The sequence below is a fragment of the Methylobacterium sp. WCS2018Hpa-22 genome (genome assembly GCF_031843785.1).
Lineage (GTDB): Bacteria > Pseudomonadota > Alphaproteobacteria > Rhizobiales > Beijerinckiaceae > Methylobacterium.
Window position 1 is genome coordinate 129,550 of record NZ_JAVTJA010000004.1, and the last position, 25,008, is coordinate 154,557.

The 25,008-nt window shown below is 66.4% G+C and carries 18 protein-coding genes; 8 read left to right on the forward strand and 10 right to left on the reverse strand.

Annotation, left to right across the window (positions count from 1 at the left end; genetic code table 11):
- Positions 1 to 34: 34 nt before the first annotated feature.
- The 4 genes from RQI43_RS07025 to RQI43_RS07040 all read right to left on the reverse strand — a co-directional run bounded on the left by RQI43_RS07025 (position 35) and on the right by RQI43_RS07040 (position 4,436).
- Positions 35 to 919: a porin family protein gene (locus RQI43_RS07025; RefSeq protein WP_311274672.1), complete on the reverse strand. Its 885-nt coding sequence runs from the start codon at positions 917 to 919 to the stop codon at positions 35 to 37.
- A gap of 378 nt (positions 920 to 1,297) precedes the next feature.
- Positions 1,298 to 2,950, reverse strand: coding sequence for an energy-dependent translational throttle protein EttA (gene ettA / locus RQI43_RS07030; protein WP_056429151.1), 1,653 nt, complete (start codon positions 2,948 to 2,950; stop codon positions 1,298 to 1,300).
- Positions 2,951 to 3,258: 308 nt separating this feature from the next.
- On the reverse strand, positions 3,259 to 3,525 hold the full coding sequence (locus RQI43_RS07035) for a hypothetical protein (RefSeq protein ID WP_056429228.1): 267 nt from the start codon (positions 3,523 to 3,525) through the stop codon (positions 3,259 to 3,261).
- Positions 3,526 to 3,584: 59 nt separating this feature from the next.
- Positions 3,585 to 4,436 (reverse strand): DNA/RNA non-specific endonuclease, encoded by an 852-nt coding sequence (locus RQI43_RS07040; protein ID WP_311274762.1) that lies wholly within the window; start codon positions 4,434 to 4,436, stop codon positions 3,585 to 3,587.
- 679 nt (positions 4,437 to 5,115) lie between these two features.
- Here RQI43_RS07040 and dxs point away from each other — a divergent pair.
- The 7 genes from dxs (at position 5,116) to RQI43_RS07075 (ending at position 14,246) form a co-directional block, all read left to right on the forward strand.
- Positions 5,116 to 7,077, forward strand: coding sequence for a 1-deoxy-D-xylulose-5-phosphate synthase (gene dxs / locus RQI43_RS07045; RefSeq protein ID WP_311274673.1), 1,962 nt, complete (start codon positions 5,116 to 5,118; stop codon positions 7,075 to 7,077).
- A gap of 152 nt (positions 7,078 to 7,229) precedes the next feature.
- Positions 7,230 to 8,270, forward strand: coding sequence for a hopanoid-associated sugar epimerase (gene hpnA, locus RQI43_RS07050; protein ID WP_311274674.1), 1,041 nt, complete (start codon positions 7,230 to 7,232; stop codon positions 8,268 to 8,270).
- On the forward strand, positions 8,267 to 9,181 hold the full coding sequence (gene hpnC, locus RQI43_RS07055) for a squalene synthase HpnC (protein ID WP_311274675.1): 915 nt from the start codon (positions 8,267 to 8,269) through the stop codon (positions 9,179 to 9,181). The genes hpnA and hpnC overlap by 4 nt, the downstream gene beginning before the upstream one ends.
- Positions 9,178 to 10,032: a presqualene diphosphate synthase HpnD gene (gene hpnD, locus RQI43_RS07060; RefSeq protein ID WP_311274676.1), complete on the forward strand. Its 855-nt coding sequence runs from the start codon at positions 9,178 to 9,180 to the stop codon at positions 10,030 to 10,032. The genes hpnC and hpnD overlap by 4 nt, the downstream gene beginning before the upstream one ends.
- Positions 10,032 to 11,348 (forward strand): hydroxysqualene dehydroxylase HpnE, encoded by a 1,317-nt coding sequence (hpnE, locus tag RQI43_RS07065; protein WP_311274763.1) that lies wholly within the window; start codon positions 10,032 to 10,034, stop codon positions 11,346 to 11,348. Before hpnD ends, hpnE begins: the two co-directional genes overlap by 1 nt.
- A 37-nt stretch (positions 11,349 to 11,385) precedes the next feature.
- Positions 11,386 to 13,383, forward strand: coding sequence for a squalene--hopene cyclase (gene shc / locus RQI43_RS07070; protein WP_207410755.1), 1,998 nt, complete (start codon positions 11,386 to 11,388; stop codon positions 13,381 to 13,383).
- Positions 13,384 to 13,538: 155 nt separating this feature from the next.
- Positions 13,539 to 14,246: a phosphorylase gene (locus RQI43_RS07075; RefSeq protein ID WP_311274677.1), complete on the forward strand. Its 708-nt coding sequence runs from the start codon at positions 13,539 to 13,541 to the stop codon at positions 14,244 to 14,246.
- A 98-nt stretch (positions 14,247 to 14,344) separates the two neighbouring features.
- Here RQI43_RS07075 and hpnH read toward each other — a convergent pair whose 3' ends face one another.
- Positions 14,345 to 15,508: an adenosyl-hopene transferase HpnH gene (gene hpnH, locus RQI43_RS07080; RefSeq protein WP_018044393.1), complete on the reverse strand. Its 1,164-nt coding sequence runs from the start codon at positions 15,506 to 15,508 to the stop codon at positions 14,345 to 14,347.
- Positions 15,509 to 16,271: 763 nt separating this feature from the next.
- Between hpnH and RQI43_RS07085 the strand changes: the two genes are divergently transcribed.
- Positions 16,272 to 18,938: an MMPL family transporter gene (locus RQI43_RS07085; protein ID WP_311274678.1), complete on the forward strand. Its 2,667-nt coding sequence runs from the start codon at positions 16,272 to 16,274 to the stop codon at positions 18,936 to 18,938.
- Between the two features lie 103 nt (positions 18,939 to 19,041).
- Here the strand turns inward: RQI43_RS07085 and hpnK are convergent, their stop codons facing one another.
- The 5 genes from hpnK to RQI43_RS07110 form a co-directional block, all read right to left on the reverse strand.
- Positions 19,042 to 19,881: a hopanoid biosynthesis-associated protein HpnK gene (gene hpnK, locus RQI43_RS07090; RefSeq protein ID WP_311274764.1), complete on the reverse strand. Its 840-nt coding sequence runs from the start codon at positions 19,879 to 19,881 to the stop codon at positions 19,042 to 19,044.
- A gap of 489 nt (positions 19,882 to 20,370) precedes the next feature.
- Positions 20,371 to 21,807 carry a hopanoid biosynthesis associated radical SAM protein HpnJ gene (gene hpnJ / locus RQI43_RS07095; protein WP_056423872.1) on the reverse strand — a complete coding sequence of 479 codons (1,437 nt, stop codon included), beginning with the start codon at positions 21,805 to 21,807 and terminating at the stop codon, positions 20,371 to 20,373.
- A gap of 57 nt (positions 21,808 to 21,864) precedes the next feature.
- Positions 21,865 to 23,079 carry a bacteriohopanetetrol glucosamine biosynthesis glycosyltransferase HpnI gene (hpnI, locus tag RQI43_RS07100; RefSeq protein WP_311274679.1) on the reverse strand — a complete coding sequence of 405 codons (1,215 nt, stop codon included), beginning with the start codon at positions 23,077 to 23,079 and terminating at the stop codon, positions 21,865 to 21,867.
- Positions 23,080 to 23,185: 106 nt separating this feature from the next.
- The gene (locus tag RQI43_RS07105; RefSeq protein WP_311274680.1) at positions 23,186 to 23,809 is read right to left on the reverse strand and encodes an ABC transporter substrate-binding protein; all 624 of its coding nucleotides are present in this window, start codon (positions 23,807 to 23,809) and stop codon (positions 23,186 to 23,188) included.
- Positions 23,800 to 24,951, reverse strand: a complete 1,152-nt coding sequence (locus RQI43_RS07110; protein ID WP_311274681.1) for an HpnL family protein — start codon at positions 24,949 to 24,951, stop codon at positions 23,800 to 23,802. Before RQI43_RS07110 ends, RQI43_RS07105 begins: the two co-directional genes overlap by 10 nt.
- Between the last annotated feature and the right edge of the window lie 57 nt (positions 24,952 to 25,008).

Genomic DNA, 25,008 nt, shown 5'->3' on the forward strand with positions numbered 1-25,008 from the left:
GCCGAAGCGAAGACCGCTCCGGCAGAGTCGAACCTCAGAGGCCGCCGAACTTGTAGTTGAAGCCGGCCTTGATGAGGTTGCCCTCGGTGCTGAAGCGCGAGGTGTAGGAACCGGTTGCCGCGGTGAGGCCGGTGGCGTTCACCAGCACGTTACGGCTGCCGAGGTCGTAATGCAGGTACTCGGCCTTCAGCGTGATGGCGCTGGCGCCGATGAAGCTGCCGATGAAGTTGAAACGGTTGAGGAAGCTGTCGGTGGGGATCGCCCACTCGATGCCGCCGCCATAAGCGTAGCCGGTCTCCATGTCGTTGTAGCGGCCGGCATAAGCCAGAGCGCCGGCGCCGTTGAAGAAGTTGGCGCCGTAATTGACGTTGCCGTAGGCGAAGCCGCCGGTGCCGTAGACGAGGACCGTGTCGAAGGCGTAGCCGATACGGCCCTGGACGGTTCCAAGGTAGTCGAGGCGCTGGCGCAGGTTGCTGGGATCGGGGATGCCGGCATTGGCAGCTAGAGCCGGGCCGAAATAGGCGTAGCTCTTGCTGATGTCGGTCCAGGTCACGTCAGCGTTCAAGCCGATCACAAAACCCGAACCGGGGGTGAGCTGGTAGTTGTAGCCGATCCCACCGCCGACATTGCCGATGCCGTCCTGCTCAGAACGGAAGGTCCCGGGACGACGGTTCTGGGCGACGTTCAGCTGGGTGTTGGTGAACCCACTGCCGGGGCCGTTGTTGCCGGTGGTGCGGATCGTCTGATCGTCGCTCCAGGCGTAGGAGCTGTGGGTGCCGAGATAGAAGCCGGTCCAGGTGAAGACCGGGACGGGCGAGAAGACCGGCGGGGGAGCGGCGCGGCGCGGAAGATCCGCGGCCGAAGCGGCGCCGGCCAGAAGAACGGAGGCGGTGCCGGCGAGAAGAAGCTTCGCGATCATGATGAGGATGTCCGTGGGGGCTGACCTTCAGGTCAAATTAGCCCCTCTCCCACGGCTCGCCTATGACCCGCGAGCCACACCCTAACGTAGAAACGAGCGTCGTCGGCCGATCTCTATCGATACGGAGGCGGCGCCCTTAGAAATTTCGTTCGACGGGGCGAAAAGCCGAAGACATCGAGATCGGTAACGTTTCGATCATCTTTGCTTCAACGCTGACCCTCCTGCCGACATCGTGCCGGTCTTAGGTGAAGACCGGGGTGAGTTCTGCAGGGCTTGGCAAGAACAATGCCGCTACCCGATCGACAAGGTGCGGCATCGTCGCCTTGGTCTCCCGCCGGGCCATACGAAAACGGCCCGGTCTTGGACCGGGCCGCGTCGTCAGCGCGAGAACTTCTTGTACTTGATCTTCTTCGGCATCAGGGAATCGGCGCCGAGACGGCGCTTCTTGTCCTCCTCGTAATCCGAGAAGTTGCCCTCGAACCATTCCACATGGCTCTCGCCTTCGAAGGCGAGGATGTGGGTGGCGATCCGGTTCAGGAACCAGCGATCGTGGCTGATGATGACGGCGCAGCCGGCATAATCCTCCAGCGCCTCTTCGAGCGCCCGCAGGGTCTCCATGTCGAGATCGTTGGTGGGCTCGTCGAGCAGCAGCACGTTGGCGCCGCCCTTGAGCGTGCGGGCCAGATGCACGCGGTTGCGCTCGCCGCCCGACAGTGTGCCGACCTTCTTCTGCTGGTCGGAGCCCTTGAAGGCGAAGGCCGCGCAATAGGCGCGAGAATTGATTTCGCGCTTGTTGAAATAAATGATGTCGTTGCCGCCCGAGACTTCCTGCCAGACCGTGGCACCGGGATCGAGGGCATCGCGCGACTGGTCGACATAGCCGAGATGCACGGTCTCGCCGACGGAGATAGTGCCGCCATCGGGCTTCTCCTGGCCGGTGATCATCTTGAACAATGTCGTCTTGCCGGCGCCGTTCGGCCCGATGACGCCGACGATGCCGCCGGGAGGCAATTTGAACGACAGGTCCTCGATCAGCAGGCGGTCGCCGAACGCCTTGTTGAGGTGCTCGAACTCGATGACGTTGTTGCCGAGGCGCTCGTCGATGGGAATGACGATCTGGGCCGAAGCGTCGATCTTGTCCTGAGACTTCGCCACGAGCTCCTCGTAGCGGGTGATGCGGGCCTTCGACTTCGACTGGCGGGCCTTGGGCGAGGCCGAGATCCATTCCTGCTCGCGGTTGATGGCGCGCTGGCGCGCCATGTCCTCACGGCCTTCCTGGGCAAGGCGCTTCTGCTTCTGAATCAGCCAGGCCGAGTAGTTGCCCTCGTAGGGGTAGCCGCGGGTGCGGTCGAGTTCGAGGATCCAGCCGGTGACGTTGTCGAGGAAGTAGCGATCGTGGGTCACGATCAGGATCGCGCCGGGATATTGCTTCAGGTGGCCTTCGAGCCAGTTCACCGTCTCGGCGTCGAGATGGTTGGTGGGCTCGTCGAGGAGGAGCAGTTCCGGCTCCCAGAGCAGCAGCTTGCAGAGCGCCACGCGGCGGCGCTCGCCACCCGACAGGGTGGCGACCGGCTGCTCGTCGCTGGGGCAGCCGAGGGCCTCCATGGCCTGATCGACCTTCGAGTCGAGTTCCCACAGATCCTTGGCTTCGATCTGGTCCTGGAGGGCGGTCATCTCGTCCGCCGTCTCCTCGGAATAGTTCATCGCGAGTTCGTTGTAGCGGTCGAGCAGCGCCTGCTTCTCGGCGACGCCCTCCATCACGTTCTCGCGCACCGACTTGTTGGGATCGAGCTGCGGCTCCTGTGGCAGGTAGCCGACGCGGGCGCCCTGGGCGACGAAGCCCTCGCCGGTCCACTCGGTGTCGATGCCGGCCATGATCTTGAGCAGGGTCGACTTGCCCGAGCCGTTGATGCCGAGCACGCCGATCTTGGCGTCCGGATAGAACGACAGGTTGACGTTATCGAGGATCTTCTTGCCGCCGGTATAGGTCTTGGTCAGACCCTTCATGTGGTAGATGAATTCGCGCGCCATGAGCGTCCGGTATCCTTGACTATTGCTGGGCGGCGCGGCGCTTGGGCGCTTGATCGGCCGCCGGAAATGGCGTGAATGGGGCTCGCCGCCGAGGTCGCGCGCCATGAGGGCGGCGCGCGTTGCTCTGGTCTGCCCGGTCCGTCCCACGTGCGGTGGCATCGAACGGCGTCGTGCCATCCTTGAAACCGCACCGCGTCGGACAATGGTTGGACCTACCAGGGCGGCGGGTCAGCGGCAAGAACGGGTATGGTCCGCAAGGGGAGCGGAAGAGCCCTTTCTGCGCGGGGTCGAAGCTACGCCGAAGCGGCTCACGCGAAAGGGTTCTCGACTTTTCGCGTGTTCGAGGCCGTTCGCGTCACCTCGTCCGGCAGGTCGGCCGTTTCGAGCACGGCGACGATCTCCTCTGCGATGGTTCTGAGCCTGCGCGCCCGTTCCAGCCCCGCTTTGTCCCGTGAGAGATCGAGGCTGCCGTGAAGGGCGATCGCCAGGGTGCCGTTCTCCACCGAGAGGCCGCCGATGGTCTCGACCGTGGCGTCATCCGCGAAGGGCGTGAAGGCGTCAGGTTCCGTCCTCATCGTGGCCGTTCCGGTCTCATCCGGCTTCGTCATATCCGCCTCTCGTCTCGTTCGAGCGTTCAGAAGATCGACTTCAGAAACTCGCGAAGCACACGCCGCGCGATCCGCTCGAGGGTTGCAAGGGCCCATTCCTCGAAGCTCGGCTCATCGCGCGTGCGCCCTTTCGGTCGCCCACCCGCCGTGTCGCCCCGGGAATAGGTGCGCGGTTCGGGCAGGTCCATCATGGAAGCGACGAGCCCGGGAAAGACGTCGATCCCCGAGAGCGTCGTCAACTCGCCGAGCGGGATCGACCGCCAGTCCGCATCGGCGCGGTTCGGCACGAGATAAGCCGCCGCCTCGCCGCGGGCCGGATCGTACACTGCCTTGAACAGTGACGTCGGCACCAGGACAAGCCCGTCGAGAGAGTCGATGCTCGTGCCCGCATAGATCGTCCCGGTGACGACGAAGAGCTGCCCCCGCGCCACGGCGAGGCGTCGGACGCTCTCCTCGATCGCAGCCCACAGGCCCCGGTTCAGGGCACGGTCCTGGGGCACCACATTGGCCAGCGTGAAGGATTCGGCTTGCGCCGACTCGCTCGGCATGTCCCCGGCAGGCGCCATATGGCCCCGGTCGAAGCCACTACGGACATAATCGTCGAGCCGGGCGCGGCTAGCCACCGGCAGTCGGTCTTCCTCGTGGAAGGAATCGGTCCGATCGACGATGCGCGCCGCAGCGACGCTCGCCCGCGTCAGATGTTCGGAGGCGTAGACGGGGGTGCGCGACACGCCCGAATGCAGCACCGCGAAAGCCTCGTAGCAGAGGCTCGTCGTCTCCGCGGCGAGCTTGCGGTTGACGATCACCGGTACCTGCCCGCGAGCGAACAGGGAGGGGCAGGCGACGCCCGCCCGGCTCTCCTCCGCCGAAACCAACATTCCGACGAACAGGAACGCCGCCCCATGTGGCAGCCGCCTGAGGCGTACCCTCGGCGAGGCGGCTTCCGGGAGGATGACCCTCAATAGCAGACCCGGACCTTGCGCGTGCCGGAGGGGGTCGGACGCCAGCGATAGCCACAGGGCCGGCCGAGCGTTCCCTCGAAGGGGTGGACCCGCCGGTCGGGCTGCTGCGACGCGCCGGGATGGCTGCACCCATCGAGTCTGTCGCATGGGAGCCTGAATTCGAAGACCGGCGCCGGGACGCCGTCCCAGAAGCTCTGGCGGGATCGGGGAGACGCCACCGATGGTTCAGGACAAAGCGTCACACAGGCAGAAATGCCCAAGAGCACCATCGCGGACAGGGGTCGACAACAGGTCATTCGGGCTCGCCGTGAAGTCATCGCCGTGCGAAAAGCCAATCTTCGACATTGATCGATCAGCCACAAATCCTTACCTCCTTCGGCCGTTCCAGGCACCAAATGCGTGGGGCACGGCCAGAAGACTCGATATGGCGGCGTGGCATTGACCGACGGTAGCGTTATAATGCGCGTTGGTCACGGCGGCCACGCTGCATGAAAGTCGCCAAAGCCAGGATCGACGGATGTCTCGCCCGAAGCCGATAGCGGCAGGTGGGGCGCGCTGTCGATCGGTTACCTGATTCAAAGAAGTGAGTGGGCCATTGTCACGGATAGAAACCTCGATCCTCGACGGGCTTGACGAGACGTCTGCTCTTCGCGCGCTTCCTGAGAGCCAGCTTCAGGCGGTGGCGGACGCTGTGCGTCTAGAGATGATCGACGCGGTGTCGGTGACGGGCGGTCACCTCGGGTCGGGGCTCGGCGTGGTCGAGCTGACGGTGGCGCTGCATCACGTGTTCGACACGCCCGACGACCGGATCGTGTGGGATGTCGGGCACCAGGCCTACCCGCACAAGATTCTGACGGGGCGGCGCGACCGGATCCGGACGCTGCGCCAGCCGGGCGGGTTGTCGGGCTTCACCAAGCGGTCGGAGAGCGTCTACGACCCGTTCGGGGCGGCGCATTCCTCGACCTCGATCTCGGCGGCGCTCGGCATGGCGGTGGGCCGCGACCTCGACGAGGCGACGGCCAAGGCCAAGGGCCAGCCCGTTCCGAAGCGCCGCAACATGGTGGCGGTGATCGGCGACGGCTCGATGTCGGCGGGCATGGCCTACGAGGCGATGAACAATGCCGGCGCGCTGCATTCGCGGCTGATCGTGATCCTGAACGACAACGACATGTCGATCGCCCCGCCGGTGGGGGCGATGTCGGCCTATTTCGCGCGCCTGGCCTCGGGCGGGACCTATCGCGGCCTGCGCGAGACGGCCAAGCAGCTAGGCAAGCTGCTGCCGAAGGCGATCTACCAGCGCGCCGCGGCGGCGGAGGAATACGCCCGCTCCCTGGTGGTGGGCGGCGGCACGATGTTCGAGGAGATGGGCTTCCACTATGTCGGCCCGGTCGACGGGCACAACCTCGACCATCTCCTGCCGATCCTGAAGAACGTGCGCGATTCGGACCAGGGCCCGATCCTGCTCCATGTCGTGACCCAGAAGGGCAAGGGCTACGCCCCGGCCGAGGCGTCGGCCGACCGCTATCATGGCGTGGTGAAGTTCGACGTCCTGTCGGGCGTGCAGGCCAAGGCCAAGCCGAACGCGCCGGCCTATACGCGGGTCTTCGGCGAGAGCCTGATCAAGGCGGCGGATGCCGACGACAAGGTGGTGGCGATCACCGCCGCGATGCCGGGCGGCACCGGGATCGACCTGTTCGGCAAGGCGCATCCGGACCGGACCTTCGATGTGGGCATCGCCGAGCAGCATGCGGTGACGTTCGCGGGCGGTCTGGCGACGGAGGGCTACAAGCCGTTCGTGGCGATCTACTCGACCTTCCTGCAGCGGGCCTACGATCAGGTCGTGCACGATGTGGCTTTGCAGAACCTGCCCGTGCGGTTCTGCCTCGACCGGGCGGGTCTGGTGGGTGCGGACGGGGCGACCCATGCGGGCGCGTTCGATCTCGCCTATCTCTGCTGCCTGCCGAACATGACGGTGATGGCGGCCTCCGACGAGGCCGAGCTGGTCCACATGGTGGCGACCCAGCATGCCCATGACAGCGGCCCGATCGCGCTGCGCTACCCGCGCGGCGAGGGGGTCGGTGTCGACCTGCCCGAGCGCGGCGTGCCGCTGCCGATCGGCAAGGGCCGGATCGTGCGGCGTCCCGAGGGCGCACGGGTGGCGCTGTTGAGCCTGGGCACGCGTCTGGGCGAAGCCTTGAAGGCGGCGGACTTGCTCGAGACGGCGGGGATCGCCGTGACGGTGGCGGATGCGCGCTTCGCCAAGCCGCTCGACGAGGCGATGATCCTCGATCTGGCGGCGAGCCACGAGGTTCTGATCACCCTGGAAGAGGGCTCGGTCGGCGGTTTCGGGGCTATGGTGCTGCATCTCCTGTCGGAGAAGGGCGCGCTCGATGCGGGCCGGGTACGGGTACGGACGCTGACGCTGCCGGATACCTACCAGGACCACAACAGCCCCGACACCATGTATGCCGAGGCCGGCCTCGACGCGGACAGCATCGTCCGCACCGTTCAGGCCACCCTGCCCGAGCAGAAGGCCGGACGTCTGCGTCTCGCCTGACCTCCGGCCCCTGGCGTGTGGCCGCGCACGGAAGTCTCCGTGTGTGGCCGCGCTGCGCTTGTTCGCCTCGCCCATCGATGAGAAAAGACCGGGCATAATGCCGGTTCGCACCGGCGCGTCTTCCTGTGCAATCCCCTGACCCTACGAGAGAAATGACAGAGGCCACCTCCTCCGGCAGGTTCAAAGAGAACCGTTACGAAGCCGGCCCGGTTCTCATCACCGGAGCGAGTGGGTTCCTCGGTGCCGCCCTCGTGGACGTGTTCCGCAAGGCCGGCTTCTCCGTGCGGATCATGGTGCGGGCCTCCTCCCCGCGCACCAACCTCGTCTGGAACGACGTCGAGATCGTCGAGGGCGACATGCGCGATCGCGCGTCGGTCGCCGCCGCTCTCGCTGGCCAGCGCTACCTCGTCCACGCCGCCGCCGATTACCGGCTCTGGGCGCCAGACCCGGAAGAGATCGTCCGCACCAACCGCGACGGCGCCATCATCCTCATGGAGGAGGCGCTGAGGGCGGGGATCGAGCGGATCGTCTACACATCCAGCGTCGCCACCATCAAGCCGCATAACGACGGCACTCCCGCCGACGAAACGCGTCCTCTCACCCCCGGCACGGCCATCGGCGCCTACAAGCGCAGCAAGGTCGTCTCCGAGCGCGTGGTCGAGGAGATGGCGGCGCGTAACGGCCTGCCCGTGGTCATCGTCAACCCGTCGACGCCCATCGGCCCCCGCGACGTCAAGCCGACCCCCACCGGGCGGATCATCGTCGAGGCGGCCCTCGGGCGGATGCCCGCCTTCGTCGATACCGGCCTCAACCTCGCTCATGTGGACGACGTGGCCTACGGCCATCTCCTGGCCCTGCGCCATGGCCGCACCGGCGAGCGCTACATCCTGGGCGGCGAGAACGTGCTTCTGTCGCAGATGCTCGCCGACATCGCCGGCATGGTCGGCCGCAAGGCGCCGACCATCAACCTGCCGCGCGCCGTGGTCTACCCGATCGCGTTCATCTCCGAACAGATGGCCCGGATCACCGGCAAGACGCCCTTCGCGACCATCGACGGCATCAAGATGTCGCGCTACCGCATGTTCTTCACCGATGCCAAGGCACGGGCCGAACTCGGCTATTCCGCGCGGCCCTACCGCGAGGGGCTGTCGGACGCCCTCGGCTGGTTCCGCCAATCGGGGTATCTGAAGTGACCGCAACCCTCGACAGCGCGACGGACGCGCGTTCGGGCAAGGGGCACAAGGACGAGAACTTTCCCGTCGCCTCCCACCTGATCCACCCGAAGAATCGCGGCGCGATCCTGGCTTTCTACGATTTCGTGCGTGCGGGTGACGACGTCGCCGACCATGCCGAGCTGCCGCCCGAGCGCAAGGTCGAGCTTCTCGACAACCTCGCCGACGCGCTGACCGGCAAGGGGCCCTCCGACCGTGAGGCTGAGCCGCTGAAGCGGGAACTCGCCGCGCGCGGCCTTCCGGCGACGCATGCCCTCGAACTCCTCGACGCCTTCCGCCTCGACGCGCGGAAGAACCGGTATGAGGATTGGGACGACCTCATCGCCTATTGCCGTCTCTCGGCCATGCCCGTGGGCCGCTTCGTCCTCGACGTGCATGGCGAGGACCCGGCCGTGGTCTGGGGGCCGTCGGACGCGATCTGCGCCGCGCTCCAGCTCATCAACCACCTGCAGGATTGCGCGAAGGATTATCGCCGCAACGACCGGGTCTACCTGCCGCGGGACGTGCTGGAGCGCCACGGCGTCTCCGTGGAAGCGCTCGCCGCCGACAAGGCCTCCCCTGCCCTGCGTGCGGTCATCCGTGAACTCGCCGAGCGGACCATGGTCCTCCTCGACGAGGGCGCGGTGCTGCCCGATCTGATCGACGACCTGCGCCTGAGCCTCGAGATTGCGGCGATCCACCGTCTCGCCGTGGTGCTCACGAAGGGGCTGCTCACGCGCGACCCGCTCTCCGAGAAGGTCCATCACGGCAAGGCAGGCTTTGCCCTGACGGCTCTGGGCGGAATCGCCTCGACCCTGGCGCGGCGTCCGTTCCGCTCGCGCATCCTGCGCCGACAGTCCACGCGCGTCGCGAGCCAGGGAGCGCAGTCATGAGCGCCACCGCATCACCCGCCCAGGAACCCGCGATGGCGCAGGACGCCGCCCTGCCGGCCGCCGGGTCTTCGTTCTACACCGCCATGCGGCTGCTGCCGAAGGATCGCCGGGAGGCGATGTACGCGGTCTACGCCTTCTGCCGTTCGGTGGACGACGTCGCCGACGATGGTGGTCCGGCGCCCGTCCGCGCGGCCGAACTCGACCGCTGGCGCGCCGATATCGATGCTCTTTATGCCGGAAACCCGGCTCCGCGCGTGCGCGACCTCGTGGTACCCATCCGCCGCTACGGATTGCTCCGCGAGGATTTCCAGGCGGTCATCGACGGCATGGCGATGGATGCGTTCGAGGATATCGTCGCCCCCGACGAGGCCACCCTCGATCTCTATTGCGACCGGGTCGCCAGCGCGGTCGGGCGGCTGTCCGTGCGCATCTTCGGCCTGCCCGAGGCCGATGGCATCCGCCTCGCCCATCACGAGGGCCGCGCGCTGCAGCTCACCAACATCCTGCGCGACATCGACGAGGATGCGGAGCGCGGCCGTCTTTACCTGCCGCGCGAGAAGCTCGCCGCCATCGGCCTTACCGATCCGACGCCCCAGGCCGCCATCGCTCATCCGCGCATCGGCGAGGTCTGCATCGCCGTGGCCAGGGAGGCCGAAGCCCATTACCGCGACACTTGGACGATCATCGACCGCAATCCGCGCAAGGAAACCAAGGCTCCCCGCCTGATGGCGGCCGCCTACCGCCTTTATCTCGACGCGGTGCTGACGCGGGGCTGGACCATGCCGCGCGCTCGCGTGAAGCCCTCGAAGCTGGCCCTGCTCGGCGTCGCGCTGCGCCACGGGATTGTATGATGACGCAAATGCAGACCGGAACGGTCCATGTCGTCGGTGCCGGGCTCGCGGGCCTGTCCGCGGCGGTGTCCCTCGCCGAGCGCGGTCGGCGCGTGGTCGTCCATGAAGCGGCCAAGCAGGCCGGCGGGCGCTGCCGCTCCTACTATGACTCGACGCTCGGCCTGACCATCGACAACGGCAACCACCTGTTGCTGTCGGGCAACCGTTCGTCCCTCGACTTCCTGAAGCTGGTGGGCGCCCCCGCCGATGCCCTGACCGGGCCGGAAGAGGCCGAATTCCCCTTCGCCGACCTGAAGACCGGTGAGCGCTGGACCCTTCGGCCGAATGCCGGGCGGGTGCCGTGGTGGGTGCTGCAGGCGTCGCGGCGGGTGCCGGGCAGCCGGGCGATGGATTATCTCGCGCCCCTGAGCATCCTCCGGGCCGCCTCGGGCAAGGCCCCCGGCCGTGCGGGCACGATCGGGGAACGCATGGAATGTTCCGGGCCGCTCTACGAGCGCCTTTGGCATCCGGTGCTGCTCGCCGCCCTGAACACCGACCCGCAGGAAAGCGATGTCGGGCTCGCCGCCACGATCCTGCGCGAAACCCTGGGCGCGGGCGGCGCCGCTTGTCGGCCCCTCATCGCCGTAGGCGGCCTTTCGGTCGCCTTCGTCGATCCCGCCTTGTCGTATCTGGCCAGGCACGGCGCCGAGATGCGCTTCGGCCGTCGCCTGCGCGGCCTCGGCGCCGATGCGGGTCGGGTCGATACCCTGTTGTTCAACGACGAATCGGTGACGCTCGGTCCCGATGATTCGGTGGTTCTGGCCCTGCCGCCCTGGGTCGCGACCGACCTGATCCCAGGACTTTCGGCTCCGCAATCCTACCGCTCCATCGTCAATGCTCATTTCGCGATCCTTCCTCCACAGGGCTCGCCGTTATTGCTCGGTGTGGTGAACGGTTTGACGGAATGGTTATTCGCCTATCCGGATCGACTGTCGGTCACCATCAGCGGTGCCGATCGCCTGCTGGATATGCCGCGGGAAGACTTGGCGAAGCAGATCTGGGCTGAGATCTCGACTTTGACCGGACTTGCACCGGAACTGCCAAGCTGGCAGATCGTCAAGGAGAAACGGGCGACCTTCGCGGCGACGCCCGAAGAGGCCGCGCGGCGCGCGAGTGCCGTGACGGCCCACGACAATCTCGTCCTGGCGGGCGACTGGACCGCGACCGGCCTGCCATCGACGATAGAGGGAGCGATCCGTTCGGGAACGACGGCCGCGCAAGCGCTCCTTAAAGGCGCGCCTGCGCGCCGTGAAGCTGTGACGCGCGGCGCGGCGTGAGGAAGGGGCCGCGTCAGGCGGCACTGAGGCGAGGATGATGCGAGAGGCATTCAAGAAGGTCGAGACGCTCCAGCGTCCCAAGACCCAGGAGATTTCCCTGGACGACGTCGAGCATGGAGTCATGCGGGCGACGCAGGCCCTGACGAATCTCGTCCATGCGGACGGGCATCTCTGTTTCGAACTCGAAGCGGATGCCACGATCCCCTCCGAATACATCATGTTCCATCAGTTCCGGGCGACGACCATTCCGCCCGACCTGATGGCCAAGATCGGCAATTACCTGCGCCGGACGCAAGGAAAGCATGGCGGGTGGTCGCTGGTCCATGACGGGCCGTTCGATATGAGCGCCAGTGTGAAAGCCTATTACGCGCTGAAATTCGTCGGCGACTCGATCGAGGCTCCCCACATGCGTCGCGCCCGCGAGGCGATCCTCTCGCGTGGCGGTGCCGCCAATTCCAACGTGTTCACCCGGTTCCTGCTGGCTCTGTTCGGCGAGGTGCCCTGGCGCGCCGTGCCGGTGATGCCCGTCGAGATCATGCATCTGCCGAAGTGGTTTCCCTTCCACCTCGACAAGATCTCCTATTGGGCACGCTGCGTGATCGTGCCCCTGCTGGTGCTGCAGGCGAAGAAGCCCCTCGCCAAGAACCCGCTCGGTCTCGGCATTCCCGAATTGTTCGTGACGCCGCCGGAGCATGTACGCTCCTGGCCCGGCAGCCCGCATGCGACCTGGCCCTGGACGCCGATCTTCGGCGCCATCGACCGGCTGCTGCAGGTCACGCAGGATTACTTCCCGAAGAAGCGCCGTCAGCGCGGCATCGACAAGGCCGTTGCCTGGACGAGCGAGCGCCTCAACGGCGAGGACGGCCTCGGCGCCATCTTCCCGGCCATGGTTAACACTGTGCTCATGTACGAAGTGCTCGGCTATCCGGCCGATCACCCGCAGGTGCTGATCGCCTGCGAGGCGGTCGAGAAGCTGGTCGTCGTCAAGGAGCACGAGGCCTATGTCCAGCCCTGCCTCTCGCCGGTCTGGGATACGGCCTTGGCCGGTCACGCCCTGCTCGAAGCCGGCGGCCCCGATGCCGAGCACCAGGCCCGGCGCGGGCTCGATTGGCTGCGTCCGCTCCAGGTGCTCGACATCAAGGGCGACTGGGCGGCCGGCCGTCCCAATGTCCGCCCCGGCGGCTGGGCGTTCCAATACGCCAACCCGCATTTCCCCGATCTCGACGACACCGCCGTGGTAGTGATGGCGATGGACCGGGCGATGCGCCAGCACGGTCTCGTCGCCGACGTACCGGATTATGCCGTCTCCATCGCCCGTGCGCGGGAATGGGTCGAGGGCCTGCAATCGAGCGACGGCGGCTGGGCGGCGTTCGACGCCGACAACAACCATCATTACCTCAACAACATCCCGTTCTCGGATCACGGCGCCCTGCTCGACCCGCCGACCGCCGACGTCACGGCCCGCGTCGTCTCGATGCTGTCGCAGCTCGGCGAGACCCGGGAGACCTCGAAGGCGCTCGATCGCGGCGTGAAATACCTCCTCGACGATCAGGAGGAGGATGGCTCCTGGTACGGGCGCTGGGGGATGAACTTCATCTATGGCACCTGGTCGGTGCTCTGCGCGCTCAACGCCGCCGGCGTCGATTCGGCCTCGCCGGAGATCCGCAAGTCGGTATCCTGGTTGATCCGCATCCAGAACCCCGATGGCGGCTGGGGCGAGGATGCCTCGTCGTACAAGATCGATCCGGCCTTCGAGCCCGGTTATTCCACCGCGTCCCAGACCGCCTGGGCTCTCCTCGCCCTGATGGCGGCGGGCGAGGCCGACGATCCGGCGGTGACGCGCGGCATCAACTACCTGACACGGACGCAGGGCGCGGACGGGTTCTGGTCGGAGGAGCGCTATACGGCGACCGGGTTCCCGCGGGTGTTCTACCTGCGCTACCATGGCTACCCGAAATTCTTCCCGCTCTGGGCCATGGCGCGCTACCGCAACCTCAAGCGTAGCAACACGCGGTCTGTCGCCTACGGGATGTAGGCTCTCCTCGACCCTCTCCCCTCTGTGGGAGAGAGTGCCTGCGAAGCATGCGGGAGGGGGGCCTCTCCGGAAACGTCGCTCCCCTCTCCCGACCCTCGCTGACGCGAGGGCCCCCCTCCCCCGCAGAGGGGGAGGGAGTGCTGGCTGGAAATCCCATGCTCCCCATCCTCGTCGTCACCGGACTCTCCAAGGAGGCTCGGCTTGCCGCCGGCCCTGGAATCGAGGCCGTGGGAGCGGGTGGATCTCCGGAGCGCCTTCGTGCGCTGCTCGCCCTTCGTCGGGAGCCCGGATGCCGTGCCGTGATCAGCTTCGGCATCGCGGGAGGGCTCGATCCGTCGCTGGTCCCAGGCGACGTGGTGATCGCCACCGGCATTGCCGATGAAACGGGACGCCGCGAGACCGACGCCGCCCTGCGCGACGCGATTCACTCCGCCCTATCGAGAGCCGATCTGACGACGCACTCGGTGGACCTCGCCGGGGTCGACGCAGCGGTCGTGAGCGTGGCCGCGAAGGCCGAACTGCATGCCCTTACCGGGGCGGCGGCGGTCGATATGGAATCCCATGTGGCGGCGGATTTCGCGGCTCGCCACGGCATCCCGTTCGCCGCGATCCGCGTGGTCTGTGACCCGGCCGAGCGCGCTCTGCCCGCCTTCGTCACGACGGCACTGAAGCCGAACGGCGACCCCGACATCATCGCCGTTCTGACCGCCCTCGGTCGAAACCCGACCCATATGCCGGCTCTGATCCGTCTGGCCAGGGATTCTGGAAGAGCCTTCGCCGCTCTGGCTTGCTGCCGTCCTGGCCTCGTGCCGGACTTCGATGAGCCCGGCGCACGACGCTCTGCCGGTGATGCCGCACGGTAGCTGCCCGCCGTATCCAATCAGTACAATGAACGAAAAGCCCCGCGATGCTGCTGCATCGCGGGGCTTTTTATTGACGCAAGAACGGCTTCCTCGTGGCGTCAGGCCGCCGTGCGGTTGCGGGCCTCACGCTTGGTGTCGACGCCCGAAGCTTTGATCTCGGACAGCTTCTGCGCCACGTTGCGCGAGAACACGAACTCGGCCGGGCGCTGGTTCTCGAGGCTGACCTCGGGAGCCATCTCGCCCTCGGTCTTGATCCCACGGATGGCGTGGATCAGCGGCTTCCAGGGCTTCTTCACGGAATCGACCACCGAGGAGGCCTCATATCCGGAATGGACCATGCAATCGGCGCACTTCTCGTAATTGCCGGTGCCGTAGGAATCCCAGTCCGTCTCCTCCATCAGCTCCTTGAAGGTGGCGGCGTAGCCCTCGCCGAGCAGGTAGCAGGGCTTCTGCCAGCCGAACACGGTGCGGGTCGGGTTGCCCCACGGGGTGCAATGGTAGGTCTGGTTACCAGCCAGGAAGTCGAGGAACAGACCCGACTGCTGGAAGGTCCAGTTCTGGCGGCCCTTCTCCTTGCCGTGCCGGAACACGCCGCGGAACAGGTCCTTCGTGGCCTTGCGGTTCAGGAAGTGCTGCTGGTCGGGCGCGCGCTCGTAGGCATAGCCGGGCGAGACGGTGATGCCGTCGATGCCGAGCTTCGTCACGGTGTCGAAGAAGTCGGCGATCTTGTCGGCCGAGGAATTGTTGAAGAAGGTGCAGTTGATGGTGACGCGGAAGCCCATCTCCTTCGCCTTGGCGATGGCGGAGACGGCCTTGTCGTAAACGCCGCGCTGGCACACCGACTGGTCGTGCATCTCCTTGTCGCCATCGAGATGGATCGACCAGGTGAAGTACGGGCTGGGCTTGTAGTCCTTGATCTTCTTCTCGAGCAGCAGCGCGTTCGTGCAGACGATCGCGAATTTCTTCTGCGCGATGATGCCCTCGACGATCTGCGGCAGGTCCTTGTGGAGCAGCGGCTCGCCACCGGCGATCACGACCATGGGTGCGCCGCACTCGCGCACGGATTCCAGGGCGTCGGCCACGGGCAGGCGCTTGTTCAGGATCTCGTCCGGGTAATCGATTTTTCCACAGCCGGCGCAGGCGAGATTGCAGCGGAACAGCGGCTCCATCATCATCACGAGCGGGTAGCGCTTGCGACCGGTGAGGTGCTGCTTAAGAATGTAGCCGCCAATCTTCGCGACGTAACGGAGGGGAATACCCAAGACGCGGCTCCTTATTTTTGGCCCCGATATGATCGGGTGCATTACCGTGAAAAGCGGCGGAATTCCAGCGAACTAGGTTAGAACCACGGTCGATGGGGACGCCTTGGTGGGCGGACGGGACGTGTTTGAGCGATCCTGGGACAATCCAGCCACAGGTAGAGCGTGCCAGCCACAGGTAGAGCGTGGCACATTGGTCCAGGATGACGTCCGCCGCGCCATGATGACGGACCTTATCCCAAAGCACGGTGCTTTTTCCTAGTCGGTCAGGGTATGCCTGAACTGCGCCGGGCCGTGATCACGTCATCGGCATCACTCTGCCATGCGGCGCCCCGGGCATGTCCGAGCTGGGGTTTCGCCTTGCGCCGCAGCGAAGCTCATCCGCAGTGCGCGGACGCACCTCATCCGTCGAACCGGGCCCGATAACCCTGTCTCGTTGCATTTCTACCTGCGGATGACTACGGAAACGGTCGACCGCGAGGTGCTCCCACTGGTATGAGCGCGGTCGAGATTGGATATCTCGTCGGCACGACCCATCTGCGAGAAGCGGCGCGTCGCGGCGGTTCTCAAAGGAATTTCTGTCACGATCCTTGTCAGGAGCCTTTGGCAGGGACTCGTGGCCAGGGACTCGTGGATCGCGCCGACAGATGGTAACCGACATCCGGACCAAGACCGGTTCCACGTCGAACGTGCCGGCCGTCCCACGCATCCGCGGGGACCGGCGGACTCATTCGGGCGACCGCGTCGCTAGGCAGGCAGGATACTTGTGATCGAACGTCTCGTCGCGTTTTCCGTCCACAGGCGCTGGCTCGTCATCACTCTCGTGGCGATTCTCACCATCGGAAGCGCAGCGCTCGGCGCGCATCTGTTCCGGATCAACACCGATGTCGAGCGTCTGATCGATAAGGACGTGCCCTGGCGGCAGGACGAGATCAATTACGAGAAGGCGTTCCCCCAACGGACCGGAACGCTCGTGGCGGTGATCGACGGCAAGACGCCCGAGGTCGCCGAGGAGGCGGCCGCCTCCCTCGCCAAGGCGTTGCTCGACCATCCCGAACAGATCGAGACGGTGTACCGCCCGGATGGCGGGCCCTTCTACGACAAGAACGGCTTCCTGCTGATGCCGCAGGAGGAGCTGACCAAGACCATGGAGCAGCTTGTCCAGCAGCAGGGGCTCCTCGGTCCGCTCGCGGCCGACCCGACCCTGCGCGGCGTCATGCGGGTGCTCGGCCTCGGGGCCAAGGGCATCAAGAGCGGCGATGCCAAGCTCGAAGACCTGGACGGTCCGATGACGCGGATCGACGAGGTGCTGCGTAAGGTGCTGGCCGGCGAGCCCGCACGTCTGTCCTGGCAATTGCTCCTCTCCGGCGGCAAGGCACAGAGTACCGAGCTGCGCAAGTTCATCATGAGCCAGCCGAAGCTGGATTATGCCGCGCTCCAGCCCGGCGCGGATGCGACGAAGCTCATCCGTGGCCTTGCCACCGACCTGAAGATCAACACCCTCGGCGGCCTCGATGCGGCCGACAATCCGCGCATGCGCCTCACCGGCCCGGTGGCCGTGGCGGATGACGAGTTCGCCACGCTCTCGGACGACGCGCTCCTCAATAACGGCGTCACCGTCGCGGCGATCGTGCTGTTCCTGTGGCTGGCCCTGCGCTCGCCGTCCCTGGTCACGGCGGTGATCATCACCACCTTCGCGGGTCTCATCGTCACCACCGCCCTCGGCCTCCTCATGGTGGGCGAGCTGAACCCGATCTCGGTGGCGTTCACGGCCCTGTTCGTGGGGTTGGGGATCGATTTCGGCATCCAGTTCGCCGTACGCTACAGGGCCGACCGGTTCGAGCAGCCCGACCTGTCGAGCGCGATCCGCGCCGCGGCGCGCGGGGTCGGCTGGTCTCTGAGCCTCGCTGCCATCTCGCTCCTGGCGGGCTTCTTCGCCTTCCTGCCAACCGCTTTCCGAGGCGTGTCCGAGCTCGGTCTCATCGCCGGCGTCGGCATGATCGTGGCGTATCTGTTCTCGCTGACCCTGCTCCCTGCCCTCATCGCCGTCTTCAAGCCCAAGGGTGAAGCGCGGGCGGTGGAGACGACCTGGCTGTCGGGCGTCGATCCCTGGATCATCCGGAACCGCAAGCTGGTGCTCATCATCGTCGGCGTGATCACGGTGGCGGGCATCCCGCTCCTGTTCAAGCTGCCGTTCGACTCGAACCCGATGCACCTGCGCAGCACCAAGGTCGAATCGATCTCGACCTATCTCGACCTGATCAAGGATCCCGAGACGAGCCCGAACCTCATCGACGTGATCGCGCCTTCGGTCGCGGCGGTGCCCGACCTCGCCGCCAAGCTGAAGGCCCTCCCCTCCGTCGCGAAGGTCATCGACATCGATACCTTCGTGCCGCTGGACCAGGACCAGAAGCTCGCGACCATCGCGGAGACGGCCGAGCTCCTCGGACCGATCCTCAATCCCGTCCGCAAGCCGCCGCCGCCGACTGATGCGGATACGGTCAAGGCGTTGAAGGAGGCTGCCGCTGCCCTGAAGGGGATCGCGACGGGCAATGCCGGTGGCGCGAAGGCCGCGGGCTCCCTGTCCGGCACTCTCGACGCACTCTCGACCGCGACCCCGCAGATCCGGGAGGCGGCAAACGTCGCCGTCACCACCGACCTGAAGACCCTGCTGGTCCGACTTCGGAGCCTGCTGGCTCCAGAGAAGGTCACCCTCGACAACATCCCGCCGAAGCTGAAGGCCGAGTGGATCGCCTCGGACGGTCGGGCGCGGATCGAGGTGCATCCGAGCGGGGATGCCAACGACAACGTGGTTCTGCGCCGCTTCGCCAAGGAGGTGCAGTCGGTCGCACCCCACGCCACCGGTGCTCCCGTCGCCACGACCTCGTCGAGCTACACCATCCTCGGCGCCTTCGTTCAGGCGGCGCTGACGGCTCTGGTGGCCATCTTCATCATCCTGTCGGTGGCGCTGCGTAAGCCCTGGGACGTGGCGATGACGCTGGGGCCGCTGGTGCTGGCGACCTTGTGGACGCTGATGGCGCTGCACGTGGTCGGCATGCCGCTGAACTTCGCCAACATCATCGCCCTGCCGCTAATGCTCGCGGTGGGTGTCGCCTTCCACATCTACTACGTCATCGCCTGGAGGGCGGGTGTCACCGACATGCTGGCCTCCAGCCTGACGCGCGCGATCTTCTTCTCGGCGCTCACTACCGGCACGGCCTTCGGTTCGCTCGTCCTGTCGAGCCATCCCGGCACAGCGAGCATGGGCAAGCTCCTGGCCCTGTCGCTGTTCTTCACCCTTGTCGCCGCCTTCTTCGTGGTTCCCGCCTTCCTCGGTCCCCCGCCGGAGCAGCCTGACCCGAACCGTCCCGAAGGCGACGAGGCCATGGCCGGCGTGAAAGCCCCGAGGCCGGAGCCGGTCTCGGCCAAATAGGCCAGGACTGCCGATCTCGGATTTCTCCAGGTCGCCAATGAAAAGGCCGTCGTCGCTTGAAGCGACGGCGGCCTTTTTCGTGTCCGTTCCTGCGATCGGACGGCTACAGGAAATCCGAGAAGCCGCCTCTGTCCGCGCCGACCTGCCTGATCGCGTCGATTGCCTCCGGCGAGATCAGGGCGTCGCGCTCTGCCGCATAGGCGTAGCCCGGCGCCTCGCCGGGGAAGCCGCCGCGCGTGGCGGGATGGGTATAGAGCTCGGTCAACCCATCCGGCAGGTGCCGCAGGAGCCCCGCCACACGCTGCGGAGTCATCGCGCCGGACCATGCCAAGCCCAGGGTACGGTCGGGGATCAGCAGGCCGGCCTGGCGGGCGCGAACCGCGAGGAGCCCGGCCCAGGGGGCGATATCGAGGGCGGGCTTCGGGGTCGCACCGGGCTCTGCGGCGCGTAGCACGGCGCGGGGCTCGCGCGGCACCCGGATCGCCCGCATGCCGTATCCCCGGCCGATGGCCAGGACGCGCCCGGCGATGAGCGGATGCACATGGAAATGCTTGTGGGCGTTGACGTGGTCGAGGGGTAGGCCAGTGGCTCTGTAAGCTTCGAACTGCGCTGTGATTTCCGCTGAAAGCTGCCGCCGTGCCGAAGGTTTCACCGCGAGGTCGAGGCCGAGGCGACCCATGTCGCGTCGGATCAGCCCGTCCGCATCCACGAGGTCGGGCAGTTCGGCCGGGGGAAGCGTCGGCCAGGCCTCGACCATGACGAGGTGCAGTCCGACGCGAAGGGAGGGAAGGCGCCGGGCGCGGGCCACCGCGTCGGCCGCCGCCGGTGCCGAGACCATCAGGCTGGCAGCGGTGAGGATGCCCTCGCGATGGGCCTGCTCGACAGCCTCGTTCACTTCCCGGCTCAGGCCGAAATCGTCGGCGGTCACGATCAGGCGTTTCATGGCGGCCTTGGTCATGCTCGATGGTCCTCGTCGTTCGGGGGCTCGGGCGATGCGCCGGCGAAAGCATCGCGGCCGTGGTCCAGAGTCGCGCCGCCTTTCCCGCCCGAGAGGGCTTGAAGGAGGCGCAGGTCCACGAGCTCAGGGGTGCTCTTCGGCATCCGGTCGGACAACGTATCCCTCCCGCCGCCGGCCAGCCTCCGTCGCAGTGGGAACGGGCGAACGCCCGTGGCCTGCAGAGCCCGATCCAGACTGCCCGAAGGTCGGAACCGGAGAACGTTCGAGGCTGCCCAAACAGCAGAAAGGCGAACCCTTTCGTCGTTGACCGCGCCCGTACGAGCGCCGCGCCAAGGATCTAGAGCAGGCGGAGTGGGGTTGGAACCGGCTTTCCGAGCCCTGACCACCACCCGGCGGGCGCTTGAAACAAGAACGGCCGGGCGTTGAGCCCGGCCGTTGCTGGAGAAGTATGATGAAGGTTGGGCGACCTGAGGATCAGGCAGCTTTGGACGTGCCGGTCTGACGCTCCTTGAGGAAGCGGTAGAATTCCACACCCTCGCGCAGGCGGCGCTTCATCATGTCGGGCGAGCGCACCATCTCGGAGACGATGGAGGCGATCTTCGGGGCGCGGAAGTAGAACTTCCGGTAGAATTCCTCGACCGCCGCGAAGATCTCGGAATGCGACAGGTGCGGGTAGTGCAGCGGGGCGATCTGTACGCCGTTCTCGTCGACGAGCTCGGCATTCTCCACGTCGAGCCAGCCGTTCTCCACGGCCTGCTTGTAGAGGAAGGTGCCCGGGTAAGGGGCGGCCAGCGAGGCCTGGATCGTGTGCGGGTTGATGCGCTTGGCGAAGGCGATCGTCTCCTGGATCGTCTCGCGGGTTTCGCCCGGCAGGCCGACGATGAAGGTGCCGTGGATGGCGATGCCGAGGTCGTGGCAATCCTTGGTGAACTTCTCGGCCACCTCGACGCGCATGCCCTTCTTGATGTTGTTCAAGATCTTCTGGTTGCCGGACTCGTAGCCGACGAGAAGCAGGCGAAGGCCGTTCTCCTTGAGCACCTTCAGGGTCTCGCGGGGCACGTTCGCCTTGGCATTGCACGACCAGGTCACGCCGAGCTTGCCGAGTTCGCGGGCGATCTCCTCGGCGCGCGGGAGATTGTCGGTGAAGGTGTCGTCGTCGAAGAAGAACTCCTTCGTCTGCGGGAACTCCTTCAGGCAGTACTTGATCTCTTCGATCACATGCGCGACCGAACGGGTGCGGTAGGTGTGGCCACCCACGGTCTGCGGCCAGAGGCAGAAGGTGCAGCGGCTCTTGCAGCCACGGCCCGAATAGAACGAGATGTAGGGGTGCTTGAGGTACCCGATGAAGTACTTCTCCATCTGGAGGTCGCGCTTGTAGACCGAGGTGACGAAGGGCAACTGGTCCATGTCCGTCATGATTTCGCGGTCCTCGTTATGGACCACGACTCCATTGGCGTCCCGGTAGGACAGGCCCTTGATCTCGGACATCGGCGTGCCGTCGGCGACTTCCTTGACGGTGAAGTCGAACTCGTTGCGGGCACAGAAATCGATGCACGGGGCCTGGGCCATGGCACCCGCCGCGTCGACCGCGACCTTGGCGCCGATGAGCCCGGCGATGAGCTTGGGGTTGGCGGCCTTGAGAGCCTCGACGGTCTTCACGTCGGACTTGAAGGACGGCACCGAGGTGTGCAGCACCACGAGGTCGAAATCGTTGGCCTGGGCCACGATCTCGGCGAGCTTGATGTTGTGCGGGGGGGCGTCGATCAGCTTCGAGTTCGGCACGAGGGCGGCCGGCTGGGCGAGCCAGGTCGGGTACCAGAACGACTTGATCTCGCGCTTGGCCTGGTAGCGGGAGCCCGCTCCGCCATCGAAACCATCGAAGGTGGGGGCCTGGAGGAAGAGCGTGCGCATGGGGTTCAAGGCCTCAGCGAGGGACGGGAATGGGGCGGGTTCAGAGCGAAGCGAGAGTCAGAGCGGGGATGCGCCGGCATCGTGGCCGAGGCTGCGCTCCGGGATCAGCGTACCGTCCGCAACCACCCGATAATCGTGACCTTTCCATGTCACCGCCCCCGACACGAAGCTCCAGGAGAAGTTCATGAAGGAGAGGATGTCGCGAATCGGCAACAGCCAGTAGGGGTGCGGAGCGAGACCGAAGGCGCGCTCCAGGCGGACGCAGAGGATGATGCGGCAGGCGAGCGCCAGGGCCGCCACCACGAGTCCGCTCGTGTCGGCTCCCGGAATCAGGGCGCCAATGAGCGCCAGCGGGAAGGCATGGGTGACGATGGAGCCGGCATACCCGGCCGGATCGACGTTGCGGATGGTCCGGTTCCAGCGCAACTCGTGCTTCCACAGGCCGGCGAGATCGGTGTCGACGCAGGTATGCCCGATCGTGAAGGTCGGGATCGCCACGAGACCGCCCTTGGCGCGCAGGGCTTCGCCCACCGCGTAATCGTCGGCGAGATCGTCGCGGAAGGCTTCGAAGCCCCCCATCTCGGCGAGCGCCTTGGTGGTGAAGGCGATGGTGGAGCCGAAGCAGGGCTTGGCCAGGCCGAGCGAGGTGCCCATCACGACATTGGGCAGGAACTGGACGTCGATGGCGAGCGCCGAGAGATGAGCCCAGACGCCGCGATTCGCCGGTACGCCATGGTAGAGGCAGGTGACGCCGTTGACGCCGGGCTGAGCCAGCTCGGCAACGATCCGCTCCAGATAATCGGGCTTTGCCACCATGTCGCTGTCCGCCAGCACGATCACCTCGTGGGCGATCAGCGCCGACATGTTGATGAGGTTGGAGACCTTGCGGTTCGAGCCGTGCTGGCGCGCATCGATGACGAGGTCGAGCTTGAGGTCGGGATAGGTTTCGGCGAGGCGGCGCACGACGGCGATCGCTGGATCGGTGGCGTTCTGCACGCCGAAGACGACCTGCATCGGGCCGGCGTAGTCCTGGCGACAGAAGGTCTCGAGGTTCTCGTAGAGATTGGGCTCCATGCCGCAGAGCGGCTTCAGGATGGTCACCGAGGGACGCGCAGCGTTCGCCGCCAGGACGGGAACGGGGCGGCGTGCGTAGCGGCTCGCCAGGAAGGCAGCCGTCAGCCCGTAGACACAGCCGGCCAGGGCCATGAACTGGAACAGGAGCGAGAGCCAGCTCAGGTTCGCCGAAGGCAGATCCGTCAAGGTGAGGTCCATGATGGGCGAAGCTCGGTCACGGTTTGGTTGAAGGTGCCGCAAGGTCTGGAAGGCGACACGGGCGGGTTCGTCCGGCCAGGCCCGACGAGGGGCGTCTGGCCTGCGTCTAAGGCTTTGGTTTGGCGGCGAGCATCGCCGCGGTCCGATCACGAAGGAATTTCAGAAGGCTTTCCGCCCCGCCCGCCTTCAGCGGATCGGCGAAGCTGCCGCGCATGGCGGCGATCTCGCTGACATTGCCGTTGAGATAGACGTCCTGGATGCGGTTGCTCGAACCCACGAGGTAGTCGACCTGCGAGGCGTCGCCCTCCGCATTGGCGACCTCGGTCTGGACCACGCGGTTCTGGCCGCGCGCTTCACTCTCGGGCTTGATGTCGAACTTGCCGCCGGCGGCCTGCGACAGGCGGGTGGCATAGGTCGCGGTGAAATACTGTTTGAAGGCTTCCGTCAGCGCGCCCTGCTGCTCGGGCGTGAAGCCTTTCCATTTCGCGCCCACGGCGACCCGCGCCATGGTGGCGAAATCCATGCTCTGGTCGAGCACCGGGCCGATGACCAGGGCCCTGCTCTTCACGTCGGCTTCGGGCGCCTTGAGGGCGCCCTCGAAGCTGGAATAAAGGCCGCGTACGGTCTGCACCGCCGCATCCTCCGCCGCACGGGCGGGCCCGACCGACAGGAGGGTCGCTACGAGAAGGGTCGAGGCCACCAGCCCCGATGCGAATCTGCTCACGCGCATTTCCGCAGCGTCTCCATCTCGCTCTCCATCGAGCGCGACACGATGTGGTTTCCCGCGGAATTGGCGGGCACCCGCGACACGGGCATGGAATCCAGGCTCACCGCCCGGGCAATGTCGCCTCCGACTTTCGGCGCGTTCTGCTCCACGGACCTCTGGTCCCGAAACGTCCGGTCTTCCACGTCCGTCGCGACCGTCTTGCCTTCCATGAAGTGCCACGCGACGAGGCCGGGCACACCGACCATGAGATCGGCCAGACGCTTCACCAGGGAGAGCGCGAGGGCGGCCTCGGCGGGGATGTCGAAGATCGCGCAGAGGGCGATGAGGCCGCCTTCCTGGGCACCGAGCGCCCCCGGCACGGCGAAGGCGGCACCGCGAACCGCCTGGGCCAGGCTTTCGATGACGATGGCCTCGGCGACCGTCACCGGATAACCCATGAAATGCAGCGCCACATAAACTTCGGCGGCGCCGATGATCCAGCCGATCATGTGCACGCCCATGGCGCCCACGACCCGCTTGGGCGAGGAATAAAGTCGGCGCAGGCTGTCGAACAGAACATCGACCGCGCCGAGCGCGCGCCATTCACGGGCGGCGGCAAAGCGGCTCAGCAGGGCCTGGATGATGCGGTGCCCGCTGCGGCGCTGGATCAGGAAGAAGGCGCCGAGAGCCGGGGCCGCGATGGCGAGGCCGCCGGCGACGGTGCGCACCACGGGGCCATCGCCATGCAGCCAGGCGAGCAGGGCTACGCCGCCGACCGTGAAGAGGAACTGGGTGACCGCCTGGGTCATCAGGTCCACGAACATGCTGGCGCCGGCGAGCCCTCCGGAGAGGCCGCGCTGCGTCAACAGCCGCGCTCCGACGAAGTCGCCGCCGACGGTGGCCACGGGGAGGAGCGTGTTGATGCCCTCCCGCACGAAACGCAGCGAAATGCAGTTCCACAGGCTCGGACGGTCGTCCCGCGGGAAAACCGTGAACCAGCCGAGACCGGCCCAGCCGACGGCGACGGCGCGGGCCAGCACGACGATGGCAGCGCCCCAACCGGCGCTCACCACTGCCGCGGCGACGTCATCGAGACCCGATGACAAGAACAGTCCTGCAACTGTGCAGAGGCCGACGATGAGGGCCAATGTCGTCAGACGCTTCATGATCCCCCTTCGACCGTCGGCGCGGACGATTTTTTAGAGAATTTCACCGACGACCCG